This is a genomic window from Prosthecobacter sp., assembly GCF_034366625.1.
Lineage (GTDB): Bacteria > Verrucomicrobiota > Verrucomicrobiia > Verrucomicrobiales > Verrucomicrobiaceae > Prosthecobacter.
The window spans coordinates 137,278-149,473 of record NZ_JAXMIH010000005.1; the positions used below are offsets into that span (position 1 = coordinate 137,278).

The window sequence follows — 12,196 nt, forward strand, 5'->3', positions numbered from 1 at the left end:
CAGAATCCGTCATGCCCGTGGCATGAAGTCCTGTCTTCTCATCCTTCCTCTGGTTTTGACCCAATGCGGCGACGAGCCCAAGAAACGCGAGCCTGCTCCAGCGCCGAAGCCGGTGGTGGCGGAACAACCGGCGGCCCCGGCCAAAGCAGAACCCAATGCGGTCTATTGGACGCAGGAGATGCTGCACACGGAGATCAAGTACCACAATCCGGGTTACACGGGCGACGGCCAGTTCAACATCGAGGGCGGCAAGGTGATCGCGTTGAGTCTCCGCGGGGCGAAGATCGAGAACGTGAAGTTTTTGCAGCACCTCGAGCCGCTGGCGCTGGATTTGAGCGAGACGCCGATCACCGACCTGCGGCCGATGCAGGGGAAGAAGCTGGTGGAGCTGTATCTTGAAGACACGAAGGTGCAGGATCTCTCGCCGATCCGCGGCATGCCGTTGGAGAAGTTGTATTTGAGCCGCACACCAGTGCGCGACCTCAGCGCGCTCGAAAACATGCCGCTGGTGGAGCTGAACGCGGTTGGCTGCCCCATCGGTGACATCTCCGGCATCGCCAAGTGCCCGATCACGATGCTCTGGCTCACGGATTGTCCGGTGGAGAACATCAGTGCGCTCAAAACAGTGCCGCTGGTGAGTGTGACGTTGCACCGCACGAAGGTGAAGGATTTGTCACCACTCAGCGGCACCGCCTTGCAGCGCCTGCACATCGCTGAAACGCCGGTGACAGACCTCTCCCCGCTCAAAGGCATGCACCTCACGCGTCTCGTCTTCTCGCCGGCGAACATCACGGCAGGCATTGATGTGGCGAAATCGTTGCCATTGCAGGAGATAGGCACGCGGTTTGACGACGGGGCCAAGGATTTGCAGCCTCCGGCCAGTTTTTGGCCCGCCTATGACGCAGCGGTCAAAGCGGTGCCCAAACCGTGAGAATTCGCAGATTTGTCTTGTGGTTGCGGCCCAGCTACTGACAGAATCACGGCGAATTTCATGAAAGAGTTTGCTTACATCCATGACGAGAAGCAGAACCCGTCGCCCCTGCGCGCGGTGCCTGCTCTTGCCAGTTTTAGCGATGACCAGCTCGATGATGTGCTGAATTCCAGCAGCCTGCTCCAGTGCGAGCCGGGCGATCACATCATCAAGGAGGGCAGCATCGACTCCCGCATCTACGTCCTGCTCAGTGGTGAGCTGGAAGTGCGGGTCGGCGGCAAAAAAGTCGCTTCCATCACCCGCATCGGCGAAGTTTTCGGCGAGCTGGCGCTCGTCAACCAAGACAAGCGCCTCGCCTCGGTCATTGCCTCCACGAAGGCTGTGTGTCTCGCGGTGGACCAGAAATTCCTCCAGGACATCCATCCGCGTGAGGAAGATCCTGATTTTCACGCCGCTCTTTACGAATTCGTCGCCCGCCTCGTTGTGCGGAAGCTGGAGGCCACGTCGAAACGTCTGGCCGAAGTCGAAAAAGAGCTGCGCGTGCTGCGTGAGGCCCATGCGGAGATCAAACCGGTGCCATCACCGGCTCCCAAGCTCAAGCGGCCCGTGAAACGCGTCGTCACTGTCAGGAAGCCTGCCCGCGCACGATGAGCGCGTTCAGGTTCCCGCGCCAATCGTGATCCGTTTCTCCGGAATCGGCGATTCGATGATGCCGAGCTCGGTTTCCTGCTTCAAACGGAGCTGTCCGCAGGCAGCGGCGATGTCATGGCCTTTTTCGCGGCGCAGTGTGGCGGTGACACCGGCATTCGTGAGTACGGCGAGAAAGGCGTCCTGACGTTCTTCGCTGGGGCGTGCCCACTCCAGGCCATCGACGGTGTTGTAGGGGATGAGATTGACCTTCGCATTGGCAGCACGGGCGCGTTTGGCGAGCGCATGGGCTTGTTGCATGCTGTCATTCACATCGGAGATGAGGATGAACTCGAAGGTGAGGAACTGCTTCCGCTTTTGATTCCAGTAGTCGAGCGCCTCGAACAACTCGGCGAGGTTGTGCTTGCGGTTCACGGGCATGATTTTCTCGCGCACCTCGTCGGTGGCGCCGTGAAGGGAGATGGCGAGGCGGATTTGCAGTGGGAAATCGGCGAGTTTTTTGATCTGAGGTGCCAAGCCGCTCGTGCTGACGGTCATGTGGCGCGCGCCGATGCCGACACCCCAGTCGGCGTTGAGGATCTCAATGGCCTTCGTGACGTTCGAGTAGTTCGCGAGCGGCTCGCCCATGCCCATGAAGACGAGGTTGTCCACGCGTTCGCCCGCATAGGCCTCGACCTGCACGATCTGCTCGACGATTTCGCCGGCGGTGAGATTGCGCGCGAAGCCGGCGAGACCGCTGGCGCAGAATTTGCAGTCGTAAGCGCAGCCGACCTGGCTGGAGACGCAGAGTGTACGGCGGTCGGATTTGCCGCCATAGAGCGCGGGATTGGCCGGAATGAGCACGGTTTCGACGTAGCGGCCGTCATGCAGCTTGAGGAGGAATTTGCGCGTCGTGTCGGCGGAGCCGGTGATTTTGGCGATGCTGAGCGAGCGTGTGACGAAACGTGTGGCGAGCGCCTCGCGCGTCGCTTTCGGCAGGTTCGTCATTTCATCGAAACTGGCGGCGCGTTTGGCGAAAACCCACTCCACGAGCTGTTTCGCACGAAACGCGGGCTGGCCGAGTTCCGCGAACACATCGGCGATTTCCTCCGGCTTCATGCCGAGGAGTGCCTGGGGTGTGCTGGCGGTGCTCATGGGGGCTGTGATAGTGGCGGTGGATTTGAAATTTGGCATTTCAAATCTCAAATCACCGCCGCAAGCGGGGCTAGGGCTGCCGCTCCTGCTCGCGGAACTGCGTGGGCGTGAGCTTGGTCATCTTCTTGAAATCCTTGGAAAAGAAGAACTGGTCGTGATAGCCGACCTGGCGGGCGATTTCTTTGACGGGATCGTCGGATTCGATGAGGCGGCGCTTTGCCTGATTGATGCGCTCCCGCCGCAGCCAGTCGATGGGGCTGGTGCCGATGGCGGCTTTGAACTGGCGGCTGAAGTGGCTCTCGCTCATGCCGCTGAGGTTCGCCAACTCGGACACGCGCATGGGCAGATGGAAGTAGAGGCGCATGCGTTCGAGCGCCTTGGATACGGCCTGTGGCAGCTCTGGCTGCACGAGACCTGGTTCGGAAAGGCGCACGTGGAAGGCGAGGCCGATGATGGCGGCCACGGCGGCGCTGGCGAGCGCGGCATCGCTCGGACGCGTGCCGCTCATGTATTGAAACGCATTTTGGAACTCGCGCATGACGGCCTGCTCGTTGATGCCTTCGAGCACAGGCTGCGAGCGCACTTGCAGCAGCTCGGCGATACGGTCGAGCGAACGGCCTTCAATCCGCATCCAGTAAAGCTCCCACGGATCACGATTGTGCGCCCCGTAGAGGTGCGGGTGGTGGCAGTTTACCCAAACGAGGCCACCAGGGCCGACCTCGTGCCGTTTGCCGCCCACTTGCACCCAGCCACGGCCCTTGAGGCAGAGAATCAGCTCGTGGCCCGGATAGGTCTCGCGCTCGATGCGATGCTCAAAGCCAGCCTTCAGGTGCCCGGCACGCACCACGGAATAAAACAAATCACGCTGCCAGTCCGCAGGAGTGGCGTAAAGATTCGTCAGGAAGACGGTTTCCTGGAACAGCGTGGCTGCCATGAACGAATAATACATCTCCTCCCACCATGGTGTCGAGGACTGATTACATCTTCCAAAAGCTGAGCCGGGGAAAATCCTTTTGCAGCAGAGGGTGCAGCACGGCATAATCACCACCCCGTTGCGCGATCCCAGAAACCCCCCGCGCACTTTTTCCAGAACCATGCCCACCTACGATTACGAATGCCAGACGTGTGGCCACCAATTTGAAGCCAAGCAGTCCATGAAGGACGCGCATCTCACCGACTGCCCGCAGGAGGGCTGTCCCGGTCCGATCAAGCGCAAGATCGGCCTCGGTGCCGGTTTGATCTTCAAAGGCTCCGGCTTCTACATCACTGACTACCGCAGCGATTCCTACAAAGCCGGTGCGAAGAAAGATTCTGAAGGCTCAGCTTCATCTACAAGCACACCGGCCGCTCCCAGCACGCCTGCGCCTGCCAGTCCTGCACCCGCGCCTGCGAAAACAAGCACGGCGGCCTGATTCTGCCTTCACACACACCTCCTGCCGCCGTGACTCACCACCTGCTTCAGACGCTGCGGTTGCTTTTGGTCAGTGCGCTGGCGGGTGCAGCTTGGGTGGCGCATCGTCCTGCCGAACTGCCCAACACACCCCCGCCTAGCGCTGCCAAGGCCGATGACATGCTCGACATGCTGCGCCAGACGGCGATCAAGCGCGCGGCGGTGATGGAAATCAGCGAGGCCGAGGTGAACCGTCATCTTACCACGACGCTTGCGGGCAAGGTCGCGAACGTGTTTGGTGACTGGGTGGCCTTTGATGGAGCGCGCATTGACTTGGAGCCGGACAGCGCACGACTTTTCCTGGTGTGGAAGCTCAAAGGCCACACGCGCACCGCCAGCGTCGATCTCGCCATCAGCCGTGATGCGGACAACTTCCACGTCGAGCTGTTGCACGGTGCCTATGGTCATCTTGGCATGCCGCGCGGCATGATGCGCCCGCTGTATCCATCTTTGCGTGCGGTGGCGGAGGCGCTCGACCCTGAGATTCGGGCGCTGTTCCAGATGACCCGAATCACCATCGCCAAGGACAAACTCGTGCTCGATCCCCGCTTCCCTTCCGCATGATTCGTCATCTTCCATTCGTCCAGGCGGTCGTGATCGCGTTCATCTGCGCCACACTGTTTGCCACGGCGCAGACGCCCGCGCCGCCCTTCCCGCAGCTCACCAAGGAGCAGAAAGCGGCCGCTGCGGCCATCGAGGCACCAAAAACTTTCACGCCACCACCGCTGCCAGGCCAGTTGCAGGGCAACGCGCCTGCCAAGCCTGCGGCACCATCCACCCCGCCTACAGAACCGGCGAAGGCAGTCGTGCCGCCGCCTGCTGGCAATGCCGCCAGCAAGATGCAGGTGCTCGAAGCCGTCACGCAGCCTGCGGCCAATCAGGTGCCGCGATCGGCAGCTCCTTCGGATAAAATCCCCATCACCAGCTCCACCAGCACCACAGGACAGTTCATCGTGCATGGGAAGGTGTTTCAGACTCGCAGTGCCATGTCCACACGCTGCGAGGAGATTTCGCAGGAGCTGCGCAAGGTGCTTCATGACAAGGAGCCATGGGTGCTTCCCGTCGTCGTGCTGCTCAACACAGGCGAAGAAGCCACCAAATCGAAGGGCCCGCCGATTTCCACCGCCATCACCGAACTCACGCACGGCGGATTTCATGTGCAAGTCACGATCAACGAACGTCCCGGTCTCAAAGAGACGGACTTACGCAAGGAAGTTGCGCGCGCCCTCCTCGCCGAACGCATCCTGCGCAATCATCAAAAAATCACCACGCCCGAAGGGCGCCTGCTGCTCCCGGACTGGATCATGACCGGTGTGCTGCACGCGATGGACTACCGCGCCAGCGCCCGTCCCAGCGCCCTGTTTTCCACCATCTTCCGCAGCGGCAAAATCTACGGCATCGAGGAGATCATCGAGGCCTCTCCGGTCGAGATGGACGGCCTCTCCCGCACCATCTACGAAACCTCCTGCTGCGCCCTGGTGCTCGCACTTGTCGATCAGCCGGACGGCTCTCAGCGCTTCAACAAATTCCTCAACGCACTTGCCAGCGATCCACGTTCCGAGCGCGAGCTGCTCAGCGCCGCGTTTCCAAATTTCGCCGCCTCGGCTTCGAGTTTGAACAAATGGTGGTCGCTCCAGCTTGCCACGCTCTCCAAACCTGGCATCGCCGAGCCGTTCACCGCCGTCGAGAGCCTCAAGGCCATCGAAGGCGCCATCACCATTCGCTACGAGGCAAAACCCGACGAGGTGCCGAAGAACGTGAAACCGCGTCCGTTTGTCCTTCCCACACCTCTGGTCGTTGCGTCGAGTGAACCAAGGCCGCTGCAGCCATCAGTCACAGACGATCCGCCCAAACCGAAATCCAAGGACACGGCCGAACCCAAAGTCGGCGAAGCAGAAGATGCGAGCGATGAAAAACCGAAACGCAGCCTGTGGCGACGTCTGCTTTTCCTCGGCGATCCCGATGAGGACGAGTCCAAAACCGCTGAAACGCCTGTCGCGAATGAGGCTGCCCACGATGCGGAAAAGAAGCCGGGATTCTTTGGGCGTCTCTTTGGCGCCGGTTCCGACGAGAAGAAGGAAACAGACAAACCCAAGGCCGCTGAAGTCGAAAAACCCAAGACCGCAGCAGCAGACGAACTGGGGGCCAAGGAAGAAAAGAAACCCTCCCTGCTCAATCCGCTGAACTGGTTCCGCGGTGGCAGCAAAGACGAAGAGCCGAAAAAGGAGGATCTGCCTGTCAAAGATGCGCAGGCACCCGGCGCACCGTCTGCCTCTCTCGATGTTGCCCGCCTCATTTCGCCGGCGCTCGCTGATGCCTGGCAATGGCTTGCTCCTGCGGCGCCACGCATGACCGCAGAACCGCTGTTTGATTTCCGCAAACGCAAACCCAAGCCGGACGAAGAGAAAAAGGAGGAAACACCCCGGAAGGCTGCTGCCAAACAGGATAGCAAGCCGCGCACGAGCAATCCCAACTCCAAATCGACCTCCAAACCGTCAACGGCTCCCTCCGGCACGCCTCGCACCAATAATCCGAACGCCAAACCCGTTCCGGCGGAACTGATCAAACCCGCCACCGGTGCCGCCCCGCTCACATCCGCCGCCAAATCCGGCTTGGTACCTGTGGTTCTGCCACTGGAGGAATACCAGCACATCCTCAAGCGCCCGGATCGCGTCCAAATCCTCAACTACAACGTCGCCTCTCTCCGGGCGCTAGAACTGCGCGTCAGCGTGCTGTTCCGTCCTGTCGTCACCGGTTATCTCGCCGCTGTGGTTGACCTGCAGGCAGGAAAAACCAAGGACATGGAGAAGCGCCTCGCCACGCTGCATGCGTTTGCCCTCGTCGCGTATCAGAAATCCATCGCCGTGCGCGATTACCTCGACTGGTTCGAAGCCAGCGAAAACGGCCGCCTCTCCGGCAAGTTCGACGACTTCCTCGAACTTCCCGCCATCATCCAAAAAGAACTCCCGCCACGCACCGATCCGATCTCAAAGTATCTCGATGCCATCGATAAGGAGTTCACGAAGTAGGCGGACCTCAGTTCAGCCCCACGTCCTCGGGCATGCCGGCCATCACTTTATAAATCGGCCCCATGTCTTCGAGAATGGCACCCCACATTTTGGCGGGTTTTTCGACGGTGAGGACAAGCGGACGTGCGCTGGTGGTGATCCACGAGCGCAGCTCGAGCTCGTTTTCAAGCTGACCGCCGCTCCAGCCGGAGTAGCCGACGAAGCCGCGCACATCGTGACCCAGGCTCAGTGCATGCAGCGCATCGGCCACGGACAGGTGCGTCTGACAGCGCAGCGTGCGGCGGCGCTTGTTCCACTGTAGCGCGGCAAAGGCCAGCTTGTCCGTCGCCACCGGGCCGCCCATGAACACCGGCACCTCGCCGAGGGCACCGAGATCCTGGTCCGGCAGCAGGTCGGCCACACGCTGCTCCAGCGGGCGGTTCAGGATGTAACCAAAGGCACCGTCCTTCGCATTGTGCGCCGCCATGAAGACCACGCAGCGCGCGAAGTTCGCATCACGCATCGCCGGTGAAGCGAGCAGCAAATTGCCACTGAGAGAAGGCGATGATTCGTTTTTGTTTTCCGAAGGCATGCGATGTCTGACGCAATAACTACGCCAGTCGCTCGATTGTGCATCGAAAAAAATGCGCGCCGAACTTCACAGCTCGGCGCGCAGTTTTTTTTGAAATTGCGAAACCCGGTCGTTTTATGCCGCCGCGACTTCGAAGCCCTTACGATAGGTCTTTGTCAGCAACGCGTCGGCCTCCGGCGCATTCGGGAAGCGCAGGTTTGCCGCGTCCCATTCCAGCACCTTGTTCGCCTCCTCCATGCGTCCCGTGACCGGATCGATCTTCGGAATCGCCAGACGAGTGGCCACGTTGCCGAGCTGCACGGTTTCGGCGAGCGGACCGGCGTAGTGGAAGCCGTCACTGGTCTTCTTGCTCGCGAGGCAGGCGTCCACCCAGGTGTGCCAGTGGCTGCGGGCCTCCTCTTTCGGGTATTTGAAGCCGGTGAATTTGTCGAGCGGATACAGCCGGGGCCCCGCCACATGCGCGAGCACCATCGTACCGCCTTCGCCGATGAAAATCGAGCCGCTGCTGGGCAGATCAATGTCACCAGGCATCTGCGCCAGCTTGTAGCTCGGCTTCAGGCCGCCGTCCATCCACGTCAGCTTCATCGTCTTGCCCGCCGTGTACTCAGTGCCGGGGAAGACGTAGTGAATCGTCTCATGCGTGGGCCAGATCTGGTCGTTGATGCCGCTGTTCTTTGCCTGAACGCTGATCGGCGCGGTCAAATCGAGCGCGGTGAAGACAGGGTCCATGATGTGGCAGCCGAAGTCGCCCAACCCGCCGCCGCCAAAGTCCTGCCAGTCACGCCAGATGAACGGGTGATAGGCCTGCGCATACTCGCGCATCGGCGCGGCACCGATCCACAGGTCCCAGTTCAGATTCGCCGGCACCGGAGACGATGGCGGCGGCTGGAACATGCGCGTCCGCTCATTGCCGGTCACGCCGACCCACGAGTACACTTCCTTGATCTTGCCGATCGCGCCTTCTTTGATCAAACGCGTGCCCATGCGGTACTCGATGGCCGAGTGGATCTGATTCCCCATCTGCGTCGTGAGATTCTTCTTCTCCGCCCACAGGCGCATCTGCCGAGCCTCCCACACCGTGTGCGCCAGCGGCTTCTGACAATAGACATGCTTCCCACGCTGCATCGCCGCCACGGCGACCGGCGCATGCATGTGATCGGGAATGCCCACCGTCACCGCATCAAACCCATCACCCAGCGTGCTGAACATCTCGCGGTAGTCGGAGAAATGCTTCACGCCCGGAAACTCCTTGTCCGCCTTGTCGAACCGGTTCGCGTCCACATCGCAGAAGCCCACAAACTTCACCGCCGCATGCGATCCGACGTTGTGCAGATCGCTGTAGCCCATGCCGTTCACGCCCACGCAGGCCACCTGCAGTTTGCTGTTGAGGTTCTGGCCACGCACGAACGCGGGAAACGCGACGGCGGCAGAGGCCAGGGATGAATTCTTCAGAAAGGAGCGGCGTGAAGTGGGCATGATTCGGTAGGTTGGGTTGTGAGCCTCAAACCTACGTTGCTTTGAGAGCCGTTTGTTCAGAGCATTCCACGCAGCCCGGTGAAGCGCTTCCGGCTCTCCTGCTTGCTCACGGCGAGCGACAGCGCCCGCTCATCGCCGACGAGCACGCACAGCTTCTTCGCACGCGTGACGGCGGTGTAGATCAGGCTGCGCTCCAGCAGCACGTAATGCTGCGTGCTGACGGGAATGATGACGCAGGGGAACTCGCTGCCCTGGCTTTTGTGAATGGTCAGCGCATAGGCGGGCTGGAGTTCGTCGAGTTCGCCGGGTTCGTATTCGACAAGGCGATCCGCATCGTAACGAACATGAATTTTAACGGGGTCGGCATCCATCGCGACGATATGGCCGATGTCGCCGTTGAAGACTTCCTTGTCGTAGTTGTTGTGCGTCTGGATAACCTTGTCACCGACGCGGAAGGTCACGCCAAAACGCTCGATCTCGAATTTCAGCTCGTTCGGCGGATTGAGCGCGAGTTGCAGGGATGCGTTAAGCGAGATCGTGCCGAGCAGGTTGCGGTTCATCGGCGTGAGCACCTGGATGTCGCGAATCGGATCGAAGCCATACTTGGCGGCCAAACGCGTATGCGCCAGTTCCACCAGCGTGTGCTTGATCTCTTCCGGCTCGGTGGCTTCGAGGAAAAAGAAGTCGCTGCGGCTTGAGGGTTTCAAATCGGGCACCTGGCCGCGGTTGATCGCATGCGCGCTGGTGATGATGCGACTGCTGGCGGCTTGGCGGAAGATTTCCGTGAGCTTCACGCATGGAGCGGCTCCACTGACGATCAAATCGTGCAGCACCATGCCAGGGCCAACGGACGGGAGCTGATCCGCATCGCCGACGATGAGCAGATGCGCGCCCTGAGGCAAGGCGGAGAGCAGTTGGGCCATCAGTGGCGCGTCGATCATCGACGCCTCGTCGATCACGAACAAATCACCCACGAGCGGCTTGCCGCGATGCCGGCCCCATTGTCCATCGCCTTGGAATTCGAGCAGGCGATGCAGCGTTTTGGCCTCCAGGCCGGTGCTTTCGGTCAGACGCTTCGCCGCACGGCCGGTGGGAGCTGCGAGCACGAGTTTGACCTGCTTGCTTTGCAGTATGAGCAGGATGCTGCGCAGAATGGTGGTCTTCCCCACGCCGGGTCCGCCGGTGATGATGAGCAGGCGTTGCCGCAAGGCCTCGCGCACGGCCCGCTGCTGGCTTTCGGCCAGTTCTTTGCCCGTTTTCTTCATCACCCACGCCAGCGCTGCGTCCTCGTCGATGACCGGATACGCCGCTGGCAATGCAGCGAGTGATTTCACGCTCGCGGCGATGCTTTGCTCCGCCGCACGCAGATACGGCAAATACAAGAACTCACCGTGACGCTCGATCTGATCGCTTGTGATCAGCGCTTCGACTTGCGGAGCAATCAATGCTTCCACGCCGAGCAACTCAGCCGCTTTTTCGACCACCTTGGCCTCCGGGAAGCAGCAGTGGCCGTTCCCCGCCGCCGTTTCGAGCACATGCAAAATGCCAGCCTTGATGCGCTCCGGCGCATCCTCGGCCACGCCGAGCTGATAGGCGATGTCATCCGCCGTCTTGAAGCCGATGCCGCGAATGTCCTGCGCCAGCCGATACGGATTCTCCTTCAACACCGTCTGCGCTTCGTCGCCATACGTTTTGTAGATCCTCAGCGCTCGCGAGGAGCTGATGCCGTGCTGATGCAGGAATAGCATGATGCCGTGAATCGACTTCTGCTTCATCCACGACTCGCGGATCTCGATGCGGCGCTTCTTGCCCACACCCTCGACGTCTTCGAGCTTCTTCGATTCGTTCTCGATGATGTCGAAGACCTTCGGTCCGAACTTCTCCACCATCCGCTTCGCATACTTTGGCCCGATACCCTCGATCAAGCCGCTGCCGAGGTAGCGCTCGATCCCCGCGAGCGAATCCGGCCGCTTCAAGCTCAACTCATCCGCCTTGAACTGCGGTCCGAAATCGCGATTCGGCTCCCACACGCCCCGTGCCTCGAATTCCTCGCCCGCCACCACTCGCGGTGCTTTCCCGATCAAGCTGACGACATCGTTTCTGCCCTGTGGCACGACTTTGAGGATGCAGAAGCCGTTGTCCTCGTTGTGAAACACCACGCGGTCCACAAGTCCGCGCAGGACTTCGGCTTTGGTGGTGTTTCGTGGTGGGGGCATGTGCGCAGGCTAGCCAAGGATGTGCCTTCTCACAAATCCGATTGCCGCGCCCGCGCTTGATCCGCTGCCGATTTGGTCCCTTCTTCGGTTCAAACCAGCCCATGCCTTCTTTGTTGTCCCATTATCAACTGTGTCTTCGCGATGGGCTTCCTGTGATCCTGCGCCCGCTGCTACCGGATGACCGGGAGCGGATCATTGATGCCTTCAAGCGGCTCTCGCCTGAATCCACTTACTTCAGGTTCTGGACGCGCTTTCGCGGTGTCAATCCGACCTTCATCGACAAGCTCTGTGCGGAAGATCAGGGCCAGCATGCGAGCTGGATCATCGTCATTCAAGACAACGACGATGTTCCCGGCGTGGGCGGCGGCTCTTTCTGGCGATCCGGTGAGGATGTGAGCATGGCGGAGGTTTCCTTCACGGTGGCGGATGAGTTTCAGGGCCAGGGAGCTGGCACCATTCTGCTGGCCGCCTTGTGGGAACATGCATTAGCCACCGGCATCCGGCAATTCGTGGCGCATGTGCTGGATGCCAATCATGTCATGATCACTTGGTGGAGCAGCCTGGGTGCGGCCGCCGTCCAGCATCCGCATGGCTGGGAAATGACGCTCACGCTCGATGAAGCCGCGCTGCCTGACACGTCGGCGGCCAACAGCTTGCGGCACTGGCTTGCCTTCCTCCGCGCCTCACCTCCAGAACCTCACTTGGAATGAAGAGATCTCGTTGCAAGACTTCCGCGCCTCC

The 12,196-nt window shown here is 60.7% G+C and carries 11 protein-coding genes; 6 read left to right on the top strand and 5 right to left on the bottom strand.

Features of this window, described 5'->3' with window-relative positions; translation table 11 throughout:
* Positions 1-22 precede the first annotated feature (22 nt).
* The gene (locus U1A53_RS01565) at positions 23-931 is read left to right on the top strand and encodes a hypothetical protein (RefSeq protein ID WP_322278595.1); all 909 of its coding nucleotides are present in this window, start codon (positions 23-25) and stop codon (positions 929-931) included.
* Positions 932-991: 60 nt separating this feature from the next.
* Positions 992-1,582, top strand: coding sequence for a cyclic nucleotide-binding domain-containing protein (locus U1A53_RS01570; RefSeq protein WP_322278596.1), 591 nt, complete (start codon positions 992-994; stop codon positions 1,580-1,582).
* A gap of 6 nt (positions 1,583-1,588) precedes the next feature.
* Here U1A53_RS01570 and rlmN read toward each other — a convergent pair whose 3' ends face one another.
* Complete coding sequence (gene rlmN, locus U1A53_RS01575; RefSeq protein WP_322278597.1) at positions 1,589-2,713, bottom strand: 23S rRNA (adenine(2503)-C(2))-methyltransferase RlmN; 1,125 nt, start codon at positions 2,711-2,713, stop codon at positions 1,589-1,591.
* 70 nt (positions 2,714-2,783) lie between these two features.
* Positions 2,784-3,647, bottom strand: coding sequence for an AraC family transcriptional regulator (locus U1A53_RS01580; protein ID WP_322278598.1), 864 nt, complete (start codon positions 3,645-3,647; stop codon positions 2,784-2,786).
* 160 nt (positions 3,648-3,807) lie between these two features.
* On the opposite strand from U1A53_RS01580, the gene U1A53_RS01585 reads away from it, so the two are divergent.
* The 3 genes from U1A53_RS01585 to U1A53_RS01595 are packed head-to-tail and all read left to right on the top strand — an operon-like array spanning position 3,808 to position 7,192.
* A complete protein-coding gene (locus tag U1A53_RS01585; RefSeq protein ID WP_322278599.1) occupies positions 3,808-4,125 on the top strand; it encodes an FmdB family zinc ribbon protein in 318 nt (105 codons plus the stop codon).
* Between the two features lie 29 nt (positions 4,126-4,154).
* Entirely contained in the window at positions 4,155-4,727 is a 573-nt protein-coding gene (locus tag U1A53_RS01590) for a hypothetical protein (RefSeq protein WP_322278600.1), read from the top strand.
* A complete protein-coding gene (locus U1A53_RS01595) occupies positions 4,724-7,192 on the top strand; it encodes a hypothetical protein (protein ID WP_322278601.1) in 2,469 nt (822 codons plus the stop codon). Before U1A53_RS01590 ends, U1A53_RS01595 begins: the two co-directional genes overlap by 4 nt.
* A 7-nt stretch (positions 7,193-7,199) precedes the next feature.
* On the opposite strand, the gene U1A53_RS01600 is transcribed toward U1A53_RS01595, so the two are convergent.
* The 3 genes from U1A53_RS01600 to U1A53_RS01610 form a co-directional block, all read right to left on the bottom strand.
* The gene (locus tag U1A53_RS01600; RefSeq protein WP_322278602.1) at positions 7,200-7,763 is read right to left on the bottom strand and encodes a YqgE/AlgH family protein; all 564 of its coding nucleotides are present in this window, start codon (positions 7,761-7,763) and stop codon (positions 7,200-7,202) included.
* Positions 7,764-7,877: 114 nt separating this feature from the next.
* Complete coding sequence (locus U1A53_RS01605) at positions 7,878-9,239, bottom strand: Gfo/Idh/MocA family oxidoreductase (protein WP_322278603.1); 1,362 nt, start codon at positions 9,237-9,239, stop codon at positions 7,878-7,880.
* A gap of 56 nt (positions 9,240-9,295) precedes the next feature.
* Complete coding sequence (locus U1A53_RS01610; RefSeq protein ID WP_322278604.1) at positions 9,296-11,455, bottom strand: ATP-dependent RecD-like DNA helicase; 2,160 nt, start codon at positions 11,453-11,455, stop codon at positions 9,296-9,298.
* Between the two features lie 152 nt (positions 11,456-11,607).
* Between U1A53_RS01610 and U1A53_RS01615 the strand changes: the two genes are divergently transcribed.
* Positions 11,608-12,165 carry a GNAT family N-acetyltransferase gene (locus tag U1A53_RS01615; protein WP_322278605.1) on the top strand — a complete coding sequence of 186 codons (558 nt, stop codon included), beginning with the start codon at positions 11,608-11,610 and terminating at the stop codon, positions 12,163-12,165.
* Positions 12,166-12,196: the final 31 nt, after the last annotated feature.

Bases quoted from the DNA above. Each gene is read 5' to 3' on its own strand.
- U1A53_RS01565 (WP_322278595.1), top strand. From the start codon at position 23: ATGAAGTCCTGTCTTCTCATCCTTCCTCTGGTTTTGACCCAATGCGGC.
- U1A53_RS01570 (WP_322278596.1), top strand. From the start codon at position 992: ATGAAAGAGTTTGCTTACATCCATGACGAGAAGCAGAACCCGTCGCCC.
- rlmN (WP_322278597.1), bottom strand. From the start codon at position 2,713: ATGAGCACCGCCAGCACACCCCAGGCACTCCTCGGCATGAAGCCGGAG.
- U1A53_RS01580 (WP_322278598.1), bottom strand. From the start codon at position 3,647: ATGGCAGCCACGCTGTTCCAGGAAACCGTCTTCCTGACGAATCTTTAC.
- U1A53_RS01585 (WP_322278599.1), top strand. From the start codon at position 3,808: ATGCCCACCTACGATTACGAATGCCAGACGTGTGGCCACCAATTTGAA.
- U1A53_RS01595 (WP_322278601.1), top strand. From the start codon at position 4,724: ATGATTCGTCATCTTCCATTCGTCCAGGCGGTCGTGATCGCGTTCATC.
- U1A53_RS01600 (WP_322278602.1), bottom strand. From the start codon at position 7,763: ATGCCTTCGGAAAACAAAAACGAATCATCGCCTTCTCTCAGTGGCAAT.
- U1A53_RS01605 (WP_322278603.1), bottom strand. From the start codon at position 9,239: ATGCCCACTTCACGCCGCTCCTTTCTGAAGAATTCATCCCTGGCCTCT.
- U1A53_RS01610 (WP_322278604.1), bottom strand. From the start codon at position 11,455: ATGCCCCCACCACGAAACACCACCAAAGCCGAAGTCCTGCGCGGACTT.